This is a genomic window from Streptomyces sp. WAC00040 (genome assembly GCF_056835925.1).
The window spans coordinates 170,250-185,106 of the sequence record NZ_JAKQZE010000001.1 but is presented as its reverse complement, the minus strand read 5'-3'; the positions used below and the strand labels follow the sequence as shown (position 1 = coordinate 185,106).

General features: G+C 72.2%; 15 protein-coding genes and 1 riboswitch. Of the genes, 7 read left to right on the top strand and 8 right to left on the bottom strand.

Annotated elements, in window-relative coordinates; translation table 11 throughout:
* Positions 1 to 106 precede the first annotated feature (106 nt).
* A complete protein-coding gene (locus MDN94_RS00895) occupies positions 107 to 574 on the top strand; it encodes an ester cyclase (RefSeq protein ID WP_482724102.1) in 468 nt (155 codons plus the stop codon).
* A gap of 215 nt (positions 575 to 789) precedes the next feature.
* Here MDN94_RS00895 and MDN94_RS00890 read toward each other — a convergent pair whose 3' ends face one another.
* Both MDN94_RS00890 and MDN94_RS00885 read right to left on the bottom strand, forming a co-directional pair.
* Positions 790 to 1,440: a maltokinase N-terminal cap-like domain-containing protein gene (locus MDN94_RS00890; RefSeq protein WP_482724101.1), complete on the bottom strand. Its 651-nt coding sequence runs from the start codon at positions 1,438 to 1,440 to the stop codon at positions 790 to 792.
* Between the two features lie 52 nt (positions 1,441 to 1,492).
* Positions 1,493 to 1,918: a cytidine deaminase gene (locus tag MDN94_RS00885; protein ID WP_482724100.1), complete on the bottom strand. Its 426-nt coding sequence runs from the start codon at positions 1,916 to 1,918 to the stop codon at positions 1,493 to 1,495.
* Positions 1,919 to 2,060: 142 nt separating this feature from the next.
* Here MDN94_RS00885 and MDN94_RS00880 point away from each other — a divergent pair, with 142 nt between their 5' ends.
* The 3 genes from MDN94_RS00880 to MDN94_RS00870 all read left to right on the top strand — a co-directional run bounded on the left by MDN94_RS00880 (position 2,061) and on the right by MDN94_RS00870 (position 4,634).
* On the top strand, positions 2,061 to 2,642 hold the full coding sequence (locus MDN94_RS00880; RefSeq protein WP_482724099.1) for a flavoprotein: 582 nt from the start codon (positions 2,061 to 2,063) through the stop codon (positions 2,640 to 2,642).
* Positions 2,643 to 2,835: 193 nt separating this feature from the next.
* A complete protein-coding gene (locus MDN94_RS00875; protein WP_482724098.1) occupies positions 2,836 to 3,633 on the top strand; it encodes a transglutaminase domain-containing protein in 798 nt (265 codons plus the stop codon).
* 191 nt (positions 3,634 to 3,824) lie between these two features.
* Entirely contained in the window at positions 3,825 to 4,634 is an 810-nt protein-coding gene (locus tag MDN94_RS00870) for a maleylpyruvate isomerase family mycothiol-dependent enzyme (protein WP_482724097.1), read from the top strand.
* A gap of 44 nt (positions 4,635 to 4,678) precedes the next feature.
* On the opposite strand, the gene MDN94_RS00865 is transcribed toward MDN94_RS00870, so the two are convergent.
* Both MDN94_RS00865 and MDN94_RS00860 read right to left on the bottom strand, forming a co-directional pair.
* Positions 4,679 to 5,020, bottom strand: coding sequence for a hypothetical protein (locus MDN94_RS00865; RefSeq protein ID WP_482724096.1), 342 nt, complete (start codon positions 5,018 to 5,020; stop codon positions 4,679 to 4,681).
* Positions 5,021 to 5,166: 146 nt separating this feature from the next.
* Positions 5,167 to 5,949, bottom strand: coding sequence for a VOC family protein (locus MDN94_RS00860; protein ID WP_482724095.1), 783 nt, complete (start codon positions 5,947 to 5,949; stop codon positions 5,167 to 5,169).
* A gap of 287 nt (positions 5,950 to 6,236) precedes the next feature.
* On the opposite strand from MDN94_RS00860, the gene MDN94_RS00855 reads away from it, so the two are divergent.
* Positions 6,237 to 6,974 carry a class I SAM-dependent methyltransferase gene (locus MDN94_RS00855; RefSeq protein ID WP_482724094.1) on the top strand — a complete coding sequence of 246 codons (738 nt, stop codon included), beginning with the start codon at positions 6,237 to 6,239 and terminating at the stop codon, positions 6,972 to 6,974.
* Between the two features lie 111 nt (positions 6,975 to 7,085).
* On the opposite strand, the gene MDN94_RS00850 is transcribed toward MDN94_RS00855, so the two are convergent.
* From MDN94_RS00850 to MDN94_RS00840, 3 genes are all read right to left on the bottom strand, one after another.
* Complete coding sequence (locus MDN94_RS00850; RefSeq protein WP_482724093.1) at positions 7,086 to 7,907, bottom strand: SAM-dependent methyltransferase; 822 nt, start codon at positions 7,905 to 7,907, stop codon at positions 7,086 to 7,088.
* Positions 7,908 to 8,145: 238 nt separating this feature from the next.
* Positions 8,146 to 8,556, bottom strand: coding sequence for a four-helix bundle copper-binding protein (locus MDN94_RS00845; protein WP_482726963.1), 411 nt, complete (start codon positions 8,554 to 8,556; stop codon positions 8,146 to 8,148).
* 134 nt (positions 8,557 to 8,690) lie between these two features.
* Positions 8,691 to 9,326: an NADPH-dependent F420 reductase gene (locus tag MDN94_RS00840; protein WP_482724092.1), complete on the bottom strand. Its 636-nt coding sequence runs from the start codon at positions 9,324 to 9,326 to the stop codon at positions 8,691 to 8,693.
* Positions 9,327 to 9,579: 253 nt separating this feature from the next.
* Between MDN94_RS00840 and MDN94_RS00835 the strand changes: the two genes are divergently transcribed.
* Positions 9,580 to 10,014: a VOC family protein gene (locus MDN94_RS00835; protein ID WP_482724091.1), complete on the top strand. Its 435-nt coding sequence runs from the start codon at positions 9,580 to 9,582 to the stop codon at positions 10,012 to 10,014.
* Between the two features lie 199 nt (positions 10,015 to 10,213).
* Positions 10,214 to 10,951 (top strand): hypothetical protein, encoded by a 738-nt coding sequence (locus MDN94_RS00830; RefSeq protein WP_482724090.1) that lies wholly within the window; start codon positions 10,214 to 10,216, stop codon positions 10,949 to 10,951.
* Positions 10,952 to 11,004: 53 nt separating this feature from the next.
* Here MDN94_RS00830 and cobN read toward each other — a convergent pair whose 3' ends face one another.
* Complete coding sequence (gene cobN, locus MDN94_RS00825) at positions 11,005 to 14,637, bottom strand: cobaltochelatase subunit CobN (RefSeq protein WP_482724089.1); 3,633 nt, start codon at positions 14,635 to 14,637, stop codon at positions 11,005 to 11,007.
* 54 nt (positions 14,638 to 14,691) lie between these two features.
* Positions 14,692 to 14,784: riboswitch (cobalamin riboswitch) on the bottom strand.
* Positions 14,785 to 14,857 lie beyond the last annotated feature (73 nt).

Here is a 14,857-nt window from a genome sequence, read left to right as displayed (position 1 = left end):
TGCCACGCCGGACACGGTGCGCCGGCCGGTCGGCGGGCGGGTGATGTGAGGCGCCACGCAGGTCACGGCCATAGGCTGGAAGGAGACCTCAAGGACGGAGGGCAGCATGGACCGCGATGCGATGCTCCGCCTTTTCGAGGCTCACCGTGAGGCCGAAGCGGCCCGGGACTATGACGCCATCCTCGCCACGTTCGCCGAAGACTGTTTCCTCGAGACGGTGCCGCTCGGGTTGCGGAGTGACGGCAGAGAAGCGGCCCGAGCCGCTTACATGGGGTACTTCACCGCATTCCCGGATCTCAGCCCCGACGACCAGGGCATCGCCTTCGGGGACGATGTTCTCGTGGTCTGGGGCACGTTGCGCGGGACGAGCGGTGGCGCCTGGCTGGGCGTACCTCCGAGCGGTGGGTCTTTCGCCGTGCAGTTCGCCAACGTCGTCCCGTTCAAGGGCGGTCTCATGGCCGGCGAGACGATCTATTTCGACCTTGCGACGCTTACCGAACAGGCCGGGTTGAACACCGAGCAGATTCGGATGGCTGCCAAGGCCCGCGCTGCGGGCGGCCCGCAGCACCAGTGAGCAGCAGAGTCGCCCCTGGAGTGGACCTCGGGCCGTGGCCGGTCCACCCGCCACGGCCCGAGGCATCCGCCTGCGGCGCCCGCTGCCTCTGCGAGCGCATCCGCAGTGGGCCGGCTGCGCCCGCCGCGCATGGTGAGAGGAGGCCCGGGAGACGCCACGTTTCCGGGGCGCACCGGCCGTGAAGGCGGTGGAGGCGACCGGCGTTGCCCCGTGCGTCAGGAAGTCGCGTCGCCGAGGACGGCGAACCGGGAGCGGTTCTCGGCGCCGTCCGGGGTATGCCAGCTCGCGGTGACGTGGGCCCTCGCGTCCGGTGTGGGAGCGACGGGGTCCAGGCGGCGGGTCACGTGGAGGACCAGGCCGGGGGACACCGCAAGGTGTGTCCCGTGCTCGTCGTCGGTGACCGGCGCCGGCGTGACCATGGGCGGGAGCGGGGCTCCGGCGAGGTGCGCGGTGACCGAGGGGTCGGGTGTGTCGCTCACGCTCTGCGCCTGCGGCTCGGCGTTGCCCTCGACGAGAGCGAGCAACTGCTCGACGAGGACCGGGTCATGAGTCCCGTCGTACACCCAGCGCGTGCCGAGAACGCCGTGCTCGGACGTGCCGATGAGAGCGGCCGCGGCGGCTCCCTCGAGCGGCGCACCGCGGTAGCTGAGAGGTACGTGGTACGAGCGCTGCCGGTCGCCGGAGGTGTCGGTGACCACCATGAACTCGATGCCCACCTCCCCCTTGGGGTCGTCGAGGCGGAATCCGCCGGCGTTGGACAGTTCAGGCCCGCTCGCCGTGCCCTCGTACCAGGGCCGCGTGGGCAGCCAGGCGGCGAGGAGTTCCAGCTTGCCGGGGGTCATGGTGGTGCGGTGGATGACAGCCATGTTGCCTGAACGATCAATTGAGGGCGGCGGATTCCCGATTCCGCCGAACGCCTTATCCGGAGTGGGACTTCCGTGACGGCCACATGCCGTCGTCCGTGAACTGCGAGGCCCAGTAGTACGGGTTGACGTCCCGGAGCGTACGGGCGCGCCATCCCGTCGTCGAGCCGGCGTCCGGGACCGCGACCTGGACCTGGGGGCCCCACATGGCGAGGCGTTCCAGGCAGATGCCGCACGGAGACAGGATCAGTACCTGGTCCCGCTCCGGGTCCCGGTAGACGCAGACCGACGCCGTGACCCGCCGGTTCAGCGTGTACGCCTGGCAGATCGCGCCGGTCTCGTGGCAGAGGGAAACCCCGCCGTTCAGGTTGTCGAGGCCGACGCTGGTGATTACCCCGCCGTCGTCCAGCCGGAGCGCGGCGGCCCCGCCCGGCTCGTCGGCGGGCCACCGGCGGTTCAGCTGCGCGAGCGCCGCGTCCACGAGCCCCTGATCCTGCCATGCCCGTACCGCGCATCCTGGCATGCCGGGCCGGGGCGGGAGGTGGTGAAGATCATGAAGCGATCCCGGGGGCGTACGGGATCGCGCTCCTGGACGCGCACAGGCGTGTGATCGGATGGAGTGCATGACGAGGACGACACTGCATCTTTTCTGCTCCGCCGCGCCTCCCGTGTTCGACGTCGCTCAGGTGATCGAGCAGGCGCAGGCCGGCGGGTGGGACGTATGTCTCGGCCTGACGCCCGACGCCGCGCGCTGGCTGGAGCCCAGCCTCGACGGGCTGGCGGTGCTCACCGGCCACCCCGTCCGTTTCGCCTACGACCGGCCCGGAGAGCCGGAGATCTGGCCGTCGGCCGACGCGGTCCTGTTCGCGCCGGTGACGTTCAACAGTCTCAACGCGTGGGCCCTGGGCCTCACTTCGTCGTTCGTGGTGGGAGCCGCTGCGGAAGCGATCGGCAGGGGAGTCCCGACGGTGGCGGTGCCCTGCGTGAATGCCGCGTTCGCCAGGCACCCGCAGTTCGAAAGATCTGTGGAGACGCTGCGCTCGGCCGGCGTATCGGTCCTGTACGGCTACGGCGAGGACGGCCTCGCCCCGCACGAGCCGGGCCAGGCACGGGGCCAGGGGCAGGGGCAGGAGGGGGCGGGCACGTACCCGTGGGGAGCGGCCCTGGACGTGGTGGGCGCGCAGGTCGCCGCCGGGCGGTCGTAACAGGCCCGGGGCAGGCGGCCGCCGGTCCCGTCGACGGCGGCCCGCTCGCGCCACGCCCTCAGGCGGCCCGGGCGGCGGGGCGGCCGGTGCCCGGGTGGGCCGCCGACGACATGGTTGAGCGCGTTCAAAAACTCTGCCACGATGTATCCGGCCGGCCGTGGACACCCGGCGCTGGACGAAAGGACTTCGTAGGATGACGAGTTCGCTTCTCCGGCCGCGTGGCCGTGTCCGTGCGCGTATGGCCCGCACGGGAATCTCCGAGGGCAGCACGGCGCCGACGCGGATCCTCGACTGGCGGCACCCCGGTGTTGCCGCGCTCGTCCGCGGCCTCGGCACGACGACCGCGTCGGCTCCGGAGAACGCCGCCGCGGACCAGGTGCAGGCCCTGCGGAGGGCTCATCGGTGGATAGCCGAAGCCGTACGGCCGGTGTACTCGGTGCAGGACGAGCGGCCGGTGTCGGAAGTCCTGCGCCGAGGCCGGGGTTCCTGCAGCCAGCGACTGGCCGTCCTGGAATCCGTCGCGCGGGCGTCCGGGGTCGCCACACGGGTGCGCGGACTCGTGGTCGACGGAACGTTCTGGTATCCGCGCTTTCCCCGGCTGCACCAGATCGTCCCCGACCAGGTCCTCCTCGCATGGCCGGAATTCCGGATCGACGGCCTCTCGCCGGACGGGCACCCTGCGGCGCCATGGCTGACGGTCTCGGAACTCTTCGGGGGACTCGGCGAGTTGAGTGGCGCTCCGGGCGGCGGCTTCACCAACGCCGGCGCGGAGACGCTCTTCGAGGCGCTGTCCCGGACGGCGATCGACTGGGACGGGTCGACGGCCTGCCCGTCCACCGGCGCGCCCTGCGACCTCTCGGCCCACGTCCTCGCGGACCTCGGGCACTTCGACTCGCGCGACGAACTCTTCGCCCGGCACGGCCAGACGCTCTGCGGAATGGCCAGACTGCTGGCCGAGCCCGTCCTCGGCCGACGCGCGGCCGGGGCATAGCGGTACCGCGGCCCGTACAGGCGATGCAGCGGCAGGCCTCGTCGCATGCAGAGCGGGCCACGCCCAGGAACGGCAGCAGGACGGTGCGACGGTACGTGGCCGCGCGTGAGCGGTGCGGCGGTGCTGACGGGCCGGGTTGAGGGTACGGGGGCCCGGCGTAGCCTGAGAGCGGGGGCTTGAGGAGGTGCACGATGGCCACGCCCACTGTCTCCGCGCGGGAGATCCCCCGGACCTCCGCCGCGCGGGCACGCGAGGTGAACGAGGCGGAAATACGTGCCTCGCTCGCGACGATGCGCGCGCTCGGCGACGAACCCCAGGCATGGTCCCGGCCCACGGCCTGCGCGGGCTGGACGGTCCGCGACATGGTCGCCCACGAGGTCGGGCAGTACGAGGAGTTGCCCAAGCCGTGGCTCATGATCAGTCGAAGGCGGCGCGGCCGGCAGGAACACCCCGGTCTCGGCCCGCTCGACGGTCACAACGCCCGCCAGGTCGAGGAACGCAGCGACGTGCCGGGTCCGGCACTGGCCGCCGAATTCGCCCGCATCGCCCCCAGGGGCGTCCGCTCCCTGCGCCGTATGCCCGGCCCGATCCGGAAGCGGATGCGGGTCAGCATGATCTTTCCCGAGGGGAAGGCGCTCCCCGAGGACTCGATGGACTACCTGAACAGTGTCCTGATCACCCGCGACACGTGGATGCACCGCGTGGACATCAGCGACGCCACAGGCGTCGAGCTGGTCCTCGACGACCATGACCGCGAGATCGTGAACCAGATCGTGCTGGACCTGGCGCTCGGCTGGACCGGGCCGCCGTGCCTGCTGGAACTGTCGGGCCCGGCCGGCGGCCGTCATCGGCTGGGCAGCGGCCCGCCCGACGTCGTCCTGCGGGCGGACGCGATCGCCTTCGCCCGCCACGTGTCGGGGCGGCCCGCGCGCGGCGAGCTGGTGTACGAGGGGGACAAGGACGCCGCTGCGGCCCTCGACGCGGCCCGGGTCCTCTTCTGAGCTCCTTCCGAGCGTCCCCCTGCCGGGCCGCCGGCGGGCCGCGGCTAGTGGACGAAGCTGTAGCTCAGCCAGGGACCCGCGCCCGGTGCCGCGACGTCGGACGTCAGCGACGGGATGTAGATCGACTCGCCGCCGGAGCAGTCGTCCGTCGGGTAGACGATGGCGTCGGTCTCCGTCTCGTTCTCGACCGCGACTGCGCCCGGGGGCTCGAAGTGGTGGCAGCCGACGACCTTGGGGCTGGTGACCGTCGTGTGGTGTTCGTGGCCGGTCTCGTACGTGAGCGTGCCCACGGCGGTGCGGTCGAGGCCGGAGCAGCCCGCGGCGGTGAGGGCGAGGAGCACGGTCCCGGCAGCGACGGCGGCATGCCGGTAAGGGGTCACGGACACGAGCGCTCCTCGTCCGGTCGGAGAAGGTCCTGGCGAAGGCCACCTTGCCGCCTCCCCGGGCCGGAGGCATCCGGGGAGCGGCCGGCCGGGGTACGGCCCCTTGCTGGGCGGCGCCCGGCGCGGTCGCCGGAAGCCGGCCGGGACGGTCAGGGCCGGAGTTCGCTGAGACGTGCGAGGGCGTCGCGGGCCAAGGCGCGCTCGTCCGCGCCGAGCTCGAGCCCGGCGGCCTGTGCCAGCATGCGCTCAGCCGTCTCCTCGTCGCCGAGCCGGTGCGCGACGTCCGCGCGCAGCACCAGCAGGCGCAGCAGTTGCGGGGGATCGGGCTGCTCGCCGTCGAGTCGCAGGGCGTGGTCGATGATCTTCGCTGCGCCCGGCAGGTCCTGCTTGGAATCGACGAAGAGGTCGGCTGTGCGCAGCGCCCGCGCGAACCTCCCGTCGGGGACCGGCTGTCGGTGGCCGCCGTCCGGTTCCGCGCCCTCCTTCCCGGCGTCGTTCCCCTTCCCGTGCGCGTCGTGGTCCCGGCTCTGCTCCTGGACGCCGGCTTCCCTGATCTCCTGGCCGACGCGGATGCTGTTGCCGCCGGGATCGGTCATCAGGAACTGCCGCATCCCGTAGGACATGTCCTTCAGCGGCCCTATCCGCGGCAGTCCGCGGCCGGGGATCTTCCCGTAGGCGGCCTTGAGGCCGCCGCGGAAGGCGGCGTAGAGGCCGTCGACGTCGTCCGTGACGATGTAGCAGCCGGAGTAGGACTCCTCGGGGTTGTACCCCTTCATGGCGAAGAACTGCAGCTGGACCGGGCCGCGTTCCACGACCGCGTACGGGTAAGGGCTTTTCTGGAAGAAGGTCGTCCCGAAGCCCAGCGCTGAGTAGAAGTCGACCACCGGCCGGATCGCGTGGCAGGGGAGCAGAGGGATGGTCTTCGCGGTCATGCGGCGAGAGTAGTCAAAATTGACTAGCGGCGCCACGTGATGGAGCGGAATGCCCGCCGTGCCGCCCGGAAAACCCGCTCCGGCGTCCGCCGTTCTGCCGTCCTCAGCGCCTTCGGCGGCATCGTCCGGCGACGTGCGCGCGCGGCGCGGGGCAGGGCTCGACCGTCTGGCCGACAGCCCCCAGGGCACCCGCCCAGAGGCTTTCCGAAGACCGCTCGCACCGGCTCTGAGCTGGGCTTCCGTGCTGTTCGGCCGTAGCGTTCGACCATCGTTGAAAGGGGGTCCCGATGGACCGGGGCATACGTACGGTCGACGACGTCATGAAGCTCCTGGACGGACTGTTCGCACCGGAGGCCGACCGCTGGACCGAGGGTGCGGCCGACTGGTGGGACGGCTTCTACAGCGACCGTTCCAAGTCCGTGCCGTTCTTCGTGGCGAAGCCCGACGAGAACCTGGTCTCGTACCTCGACAGGGGACTGATCACCCCGGGCCGGGCCCTCGATCTGGGCTGCGGCCCAGGCCGCAACGCCCTGCATCTCGCCGCACTGGGCTTCCAGGTGGACGCCGTCGACCTCTCGCCGGTGGCGATCTCCTGGGCCGAGGAACGTGCACGCGAGGCCGGCGCCGGGAGCGCGGTCCGGTTCCACCGCGGTGACGCCTTCGCTCTCGACCCGGTCGAATTCGGCGGCCCGTACGACCTGATCTACGACTCGGGCTGCTTCCACCATCTGCCGCCCCACCGGCGCGTCAGCTACCGCCGGCTCCTCGACCGGGTCCTCGCCCCCGGCGGTCGTTTCGCCCTCACCTGCTTCGCGTCGGGCGCGATGGGATCCGAACTGCCCGACGCGGACTTCTACGGCCAGTCCCGGCTGCACGGCGGCCTCGCCTACACGCCCGAGTCGCTGCGGTGGATCTTCTCCGACCTGGAGGAGGTCGAGCTGCGTCGTATGCGCGACGAACCGGACGGGTCCCCTTGCTTCGGCGAGGCCTTCCTCTGGTCGGCGCTGTTCCGCCGGCCCTCCTGAGGAAGGCCGTCCCGGGGCAGCCCTTCCCTGAACGGCCGTCCGCCCAAGGGCGGTAGCAGCGCCGCCGTCCCCGGGAGTCGGGGACGGCGGCGTCGTTCCCGCTCCACTCCGCTACGGCTTGCGGCCCACCGCGCCGTACGCGTCCACGGCCGTCGTGTCGGCCGCGTCGTCGGACTCCGGGCGCCACTGCGTCACCTGGACGACTCCGGGCTCCGCCACCTCCAGGCCGTCGAAGAACGCGGCGATCTCGTCGACGCTCCGCACGTAATACGGCACCGCGCCACTCGCGTTGTACGCCTCGGACGCCGCGATCATGCCCGGGCTGGTGGCGGTGCTGTCGCTGATCACGAGGTAACTGCCCGACGGGAGACCCGCCATCAGCCGGTTCACCACGTCCCGCGCCCGGTCGTGGTCGGCGACGTGGCCGAGCGTGTTGAGGATCATCAACGCGACCGGCTGGGACATGTCCAGCGTGCCCCCGGCGGCCTTGAGGATCTCCTCGGGGGCGTACAGATCGGCGTCCAGATAAGCCGTTCTGCCCTCGGGCGTGCTCGTGAGCAGGGCCCGGGCGTGCGCCAGCACGAGCGGGTCGCTGTCGACGTACACGATCCGCGAGTCGGGGGCGACGCGCTGCGCGACCTCGTGGGTGTTGTCGGCGGTGGGCAGGCCGGTGCCGATGTCGAGGAACTGGCGGATGCCCTGCTCGCCCGCGAGATGCCGGACCGCGCGTCCCAGGAACTGGCGGCTCGTGCGAGCCACGTCGACGAGGCCCGGAAAAATGCTCTTGATGTGGTCGCCGGTTTCGCGGTCGATCTCGTAATGGTCCTTGCCGCCGACGAAGTAGTTCCAGAAACGGGCGGAATGGGGCTTGCTCGTGTCGATCCGGGCGCGTATGTCTGCGGCGGCGGCGAGCTGGGGGTCGTGTTCTGACACGAGTGGGCCTCCTGGGCGCGAAACGATTCCTCGACCAGGTCCCAACCTAGACCAATCGGCCGAGGGACGGCTCGTTGCCCGGGAGCCCGCCTCGCGTTCAACTCGCCGCGAGAGCAAGGCATTTACGGGCGGGAGCGGAACGGACGGCCGGGTCGGCGCTCACGGCCGTCCCGTACCCGTCCGCCTGTCCGCCGGGTCCGCCCGGTCCCCGACGCCCTTGCGCGGCGGCGGAGTCGTCTCATCCGAGGGTGGCGAGAAGTTCGTTGCACGCCTGCTCACAGGTCCGGCACGCCTCGGCGCAGAGCCGGCAGTGCTCGTGCATGTCGGCGTGCTTCGCGCACTCGTCCGCGCAGGCCTTGCAGGCGACCGCGCACGCCTGCACGATCGCTCGGGTGATGTTCGCGTCGTAGCCGGTGTGGCGCGACAGGACGGCCGCGGTGGCGGTGCAGATGTCGGCGCAGTCCATGTCGGTGCGGATGCACTTCGTCAGGTCGCCGACCATGCCCTCGGAGAGGCAGGCGTCGGCGCAGGCCGTACACGCCTGTGCGCAGGCGGCGCACGCCTCGATGCAGCGGCTCATGGCGTCCGGGTCGACGCCGCCGAGGTCGGCGGGATAGGTGTTCAGCATGTCCTTGGCGGACGTGGTCATGGCCATCGTCATCTCCTCATCGTGTGCGGCGGCGGCGCCAGGGCGGCGCGCGCAGGACGGGTAGCACGCCGCGGGCCTCCCAAACGGGAGCGGCGCCGGGCCGCGGGCAGGCAGATCGAGCAGCGGACCCCGGCTCAGGTCGCGGCCCCCGCCCTGAGGAGGTCGTTCGCCTCCTCCGCGGTCAGCTCGGCGCCGTAGAGGCGGGCCCCCGGCTGATGAGTGCGGCCGCCCCGCCCGATGTCGCCGGCGTCGACGGGGGCGAAGCCGATGTCCCGGATCAGACCGGCGACCACGCCCTTGGCCTCCGTATCGGTCCCGGAGATGGGAATCGCCAACCGGCCGGGGTCCCCCTTGGGCCGGCCGCGGTCACGGAGGTTCTCCCAGTGGATCGCGTTGAACGCCTTCACCACATTGGCGTTCGTATGGGCGCGGATCTTCTCGCTGGAGGTCGTGCGGTCGTCGTCGAGCTCGGCGTCGTGGCCGTCGCGCTGCGCGTAGTAGTTGCAGGTGTCGATCACCACCTTGTCCTTGAGCGCGTCCTTCGGCAGCTCCTTGTACCGGCCGTACGGAATGCTGACCACGACGACCTGCCCGAACGTCGCGGCCTGCTCGACCGTGACCGCCCGCAGGGTGCCGCCGATCTCGTCGACGAGCCCGGCGAGCGTCTCAGGGTTCCTGGAGTTGCTGATGACCACGTCATGGCCGATGCGTACGAAATGACGGGCCAGGGTCGAGCCGACGCGGCCGGCGCCGATGATGCCGATCTTCATGGGAATCTCCTCAGGGTCTCCTCGTCACGAACTTCCGCCGCGCGCGGCGTCGGGGCGGGGGCGCCGGGGGCGGTCGGGCACACGTGGCCCCGCGGAGACTCGACGTGGTCTTCCCGTCCATGTCCTGGTCCATCGGCGGCCGGGTGCCCCTGCCGCCGGTCGTGAAACGGCCAGGGGCCGGGGCCTTTGGGGCCTTTGGGTGCGCCGTGGAACGCCGGGGGCGTTGCCGTGGGCGGCCGTTACCGTCGCCCGCATGACAGTCACCTTCGACCTGACCCTCGACTGCGCCGACGCGCAGCTCCTCGCCGCGTTCTGGAAGACGGCCCTCGGGTACATCGACGAGCCGCCGCCCGCCCCGTACAGGACGCGGGAGGAGTGGCTCGCCCAGTTCGACCTGCCGGAGGACGACTCGGCGGACGACAGGGCATGGCTGTGCGCCCCGGACGGCACCGGCCCGCGCCTGTCGATCCTCGAGGTGCCGGAGCCGAAGACGGCGAAGAACCGCCTCCACCTCGACGTCCGCGTGCCGGGCCACGGCACTCCGGAGGAGCGCTGGGCCCGCGTCCGGGCGACGTCCCAGCGGCTGGTCGAGGCGGGCGGCAGTGTCATCGAGACGTTCGACGGGCACCACATCGTGATGGCGGACCCGGAGGGCAACGAATTCTGCGTCGCCGCGGCGTCCGCGTAGGAGGTCGACCGCGGCCGGGGTGACGCCGGGAAGTGAGCCGTCACGGTACGCGCATGCCCCGGGCAGGAGCGGCCGGGTCGGGGCGGGCGGCTGTGCCGGGGGGCGGGATGGTTCGAGTTGCGGGGGGCGGTGGGCGGCGGATCGTGGAGGTGGGGTCGGCGGTTGCTGGGGCATCGGCGGGCAACGGAAGGAGTCGGGCATGGCGGACCGGCACGGACCGTGGGAGCCTGCGTCGGCCGGGGGCGCGCGTGGGTGCGTGGTGCTCACCCGGGCCCTGGTCGCCCTGATCGTCATGGTCGGCGTGGTCATGGCCGCAGGCGGCGCCGGTCACGCGCCGTCCGCTGTCGCGGCCGGCCGGAGCGTGGCGCAGCCGACGCCGTCCGCTCCGCCGCCGATCGAGCTCAGCGGCACGGAGGCCCAGGTGACGAAGGCCTTCGCGCTGACCGGTGGTCTGGCCGTCCTGCGGGCCGAGTGCCCGTCCTGCAAGGGGAACTTCATCGTCGAGCTGCTCGACGACAAGCAACAGGTCAGGGATGTCGTCGCCGACCGGGTCGGCCCTTACAGCGGGTCCAGGGCCGCCGGGGTGCAGGCCGGCGACCACGCTCTCCTGGTCGACGCGGACGCTCCGTGGAGAGTCGAGATCACGCAGCCCCCCGACCGGCCTGCGGCGGAACTGCCCCAGAGTTCCACGGGGACCGGGGATCACGTCGTGGGACCCTTCGCGGCGGACAAGAACGTCGCGGTGCGGGCGAGCCACAGAGCGGGGAACGACTTCGCCGTCACGGTGCTGGACGCGAAGGGCAGGGCGCAGGACCTCGTCTTCAACGAGACAGGGGACTTCGACGGCTCCGCCGTCGCCCAGATGGCCGGCGCCGGGCCGTACTACGTCAATGTGACCGCCGACGGCGACTGGACCCTGGAGCTGTCCGAGCCGTAGACGTGCAGGCCGGCCGCGGGCGCCCGACGCACCCGCCGACCGGCCGCCGGCCGTCAGGCGTCGTCGTCCTCCAGGTTGCCTTCGGTCTCCAGGAAGACCTGGCGGAGCTGTTCCAGCACCGCAGGGTCCGGCTTGGCCCACATGCCGCGGGACTCCGCCTCGAGGAGCCGTTCGGCGATGCCGTGGAGGGCCCACGGGTTGGCCTGCTGGAGGAAGGCGCGGTTCTCGGGGTCGAGGACGTACGTCTGCGTGAGCTTGTCGTACATCCAGTCCGCCACGACACCCGTCGTCGCGTCGTAGCCGAAGAGGTAGTCGACCGTGGCGGCCAGTTCGAAGGCGCCCTTGTAGCCGTGGCGGCGCATCGCCTCGATCCAGCGGGGGTTGACGACACGGGCGCGGAAGACGCGGGACGTCTCCTCGACGAGGGTGCGGGTTCGGATCGTCTCCGGCCGGGTGGAGTCGCCGATGTACGCCTCGGGGGCCGTGCCGCGCAGGGCGCGGACCGTGGCGACCATGCCGCCGTGGTACTGGAAGTAGTCGTCGGAGTCGGCGATGTCGTGCTCGCGCGTGTCCGTGTTCTTCGCGGCGACGGTGATGCGCTTGTAGGCGGTCTCCATCTCGGCGCGGGCCGGGCGGCCCTCCAGGCCGCGGCCGTAGGCGTAGCCGCCCCACACCGTGTACACCTCGGCGAGGTCGGCGTCCGTGCGCCAGTCGCGGGAGTCGATCAGCTGGAGCAGGCCGGCGCCGTACGTGCCGGGCCGGGAGCCGAAGATCCGGGTCGTGGCACGGCGTTCGTCGCCGTGCTCGGCCAGGTCGGCGCGCGCGTGGGCGCGGATGTAGTTGGACCCGTCCGGCTCGTCCAGGGAGGCGGCGAGGCGGACGGCGTCGTCCAGCAGGCCGATGGTGTGCGGGAACGCGTCGCGGAAGAAACCGGAGATGCGCAGGGTGACGTCGATCCTGGGGCGGCCCAGTTCTGCCGGCGGGACCGGCTCGAGGCCGGTGACACGGCGGGACGCGTCGTCCCACACGGGCCGGATGCCGAGCAGCGCCAGCGCCTCGGCCACGTCGTCGCCGGCGGTGCGCATGGCGCTGGTGCCCCAGAGGGACAGGCCGACGGAGGCCGGGTACTCGCCGTTGTCGGTGCGGTAACGCTCGATCAGCGAGTCCGCGAGCGCCTGGCCGGTCTCCCACGCCAGACGCGACGGCACGGCCTTCGGGTCGACGGAGTAGAAGTTGCGGCCGGTCGGCAGCACGTTGACCAGCCCGCGCAGCGGCGACCCGGACGGCCCGGCGGGAACGAAACCGCCGGCCAGCGCGTGGACGGCGTGGTCGAGCTCGTCGGTCGTACGGGCCAGGCGCGGTACGACCTCGAGGGCGGCGAAACGCAGGATCGCCTCGACGTCCTCGCCGAGGTCCGCCGGCACCGCGGCCGGGTCCCAGCCGGCGGCCTCCATCGCCTCGACGAGGGCACGGGCGGTGGCCTCCGCCTCGTCGGCGGTGGTACGCGTCGCCGCGGACTCGTCCAGCCCGAGGGCCTCGCGCAGACCGGGCAGGGACTGCGAGCCGCCCCAGATCTGGCGGGCACGGAGGATGGACAGGACCAGGTTCACCCGCTCGGGGCCGGTCGGGGCGCCGCCCAGCACATGCAGGCCGTCGCGGATCTGCGCGTCCTTGACCTCGCACAGCCAGCCGTCGACGTGCAGCAGGAAGTCGTCGAAGCCGTCGTCGTCCGGGCGGTCGTCCAGGCCCAGGTCGTGGTCGAGCCGCGCGGCCTGGATCAGGGTCCAGATCTGGGCGCGGATCGCGGGCAGCTTGGACGGATCCATGGACGAGATCTGCGCGTACTCGTCCAGCAGTTGCTCCAGGCGCGCGATGTCGCCGTACGACTCGGCCCGCGCCATCGGCGGGACCAGGTGGTCGACCAGCGTCGCGTGCGCGCGGCGCTTGGCCTGCGTGCCCTCGCCGGGGTCGTTCACGAGGAACGGGTAGACGAGCGGCAGGTCGCCGAGGGCGGCGTCGGGGCCGCACGCCGCGGACAGGCCCGCGTTCTTGCCCGGCAGCCACTCCAGGTTGCCGTGCTTGCCCAGGTGGATCATCGCGTCGGCGCCGAAGCCTCCGTCGTCCGTGGACGCCGCGATCCAGCGGTAGGCCGCCAAGTAGTGGTGCGAGGGTGGCAGATCGGGGTCGTGGTAGATCGCGATCGGGTTCTCGCCGAAGCCGCGCGGCGGCTGGATGAGGATCAGCAGGTTCCCGCGGCGCAGCGCGGCGAGCACGATGTCGCCCTCGGGATTGCGGGACCGGTCGAGGAACATCTCACCGGGCGGCGGACCCCAGTGCTCCTCCACGGAGGAGCGCAGCTCGGCGGGCAGCGCCTGGTACCAGCGCTTGTAGTCCGCCGCCGGGATGCGCACGGGGTTGCGGGCGAGCTGCTCCTCGGTCAGCCACTCCTGGTCGTGCCCGCCGGCCTCGATGAGCGCGTAGATCAGCTCGTCGCCGTCGCCGGACTCGAGGCCGGGCACCGCCTCGTCACCGAAGTCGTAACCCTCCTCGCGCAGCCGGCGCAGCAGGGAGACGGCGGAGGCGGGGGTGTCCAGGCCGACCGCGTTGCCGATACGGGAGTGCTTGGTCGGGTACGCGGACAGCACCAGCGCGAGGCGCTTGTCGGCGTTCGGGATGTGGCGCAGGCGGGCGTGGCGGACGGCGATGCCGGCGACCCGGGCGGCGCGCTCCTCGTCGGCGACGTACGAAGGCAGCCCGTCCTCGTCGATCTCCTTGAAGGAGAACGGGACGGTGATGAGCCGCCCGTCGAACTCGGGTACGGCGACCTGGCCGGCCGCGTCCAGCGGGGACAGGCCCTCGTCGCTCTCCTCCCACGCGGCGCGGGACCCTGTCAGGCACAGCGCCTGAAGGATCGGCACGTCGAGCGCGGCGAGGGCGCCCGCGTCCCAGGACTCGTCGTCGCCGCCCGCGGACGCGTCCGCGGGGCGGGTGCCGCCGGCCGCGAGGACCGTGGTCACCAGGGCGTCGGCGGCGGCCAGTTGCTCGAGCAGTTCCGGTTCCGGGGCCCGCAAGGAGGCCACGTACAGCGGCAGCGCGCGGCCGCCCGCGTCCTCGATCGCGCCGCACAGGACGTCCACGAAGGCGGTGTTGCCGCTCATGTGGTGGGCCCGGTAGTAGAGCACCGCGATCAGCGGGCCGCCGGTGACCTCGCGGCGCGGGGTCCGGGCGAGGCGGCCCCAGGTCGGGGCGGCGGCCGGGGGCTCGAAGCCGTGACCGGTCAGCAGCACGGTGTCCGACAGGAACCGGGCCAGCTGCTCCAGGTTGGCAGGGCCGCCGTGCGCCAGGTAGGCGTGGGCCTCCGCCGCGATGCCGATCGGGACGGTGGACGCCTCCATCAGCTGGGCGTCGGGCGCCTGTTCACCGGTCAGGACCACGACGGGCCGCTCCTGGGCCAGGAGCAGGTCGATGCCGTCCTGCCAGGCACGCAGGCCGCCGAGGAGACGTACGACGACGAGGTCCGTGCCTTCCAGCAGGGCGGGCAGCTCCTCGAGCGCGAGGCGCGACGGGTTCGCGAAGCGGTACGGGACCGGGCCGGCCGCCGCCCGTGCGCTCAGCAGGTCGGTGTCGGACGTCGACAGGAGCAGGATGCTCGGGTGCGCGGGGCGTCCTTCGGACGAATGCAGCATGCGGCGTCTGGCCTTCCTCGGGGTTTCCGCGCCCCGGGCGGTGGAAGACGGCGGGAGTTCCTGGCTCACCCGGCCGCGTGCGCGTGTGCTGCGCTGCTGCCGGGCTCACAGTGGCGGGACCGCGCCGGAATCTCACCGGGCTTCCTCCCCTGACGCCGTCTTCGGCGGTGGTGGGCCGTTTGGCCCGCCGAGCAGCATAGTAGGGGCCCTCCCGTCCCCG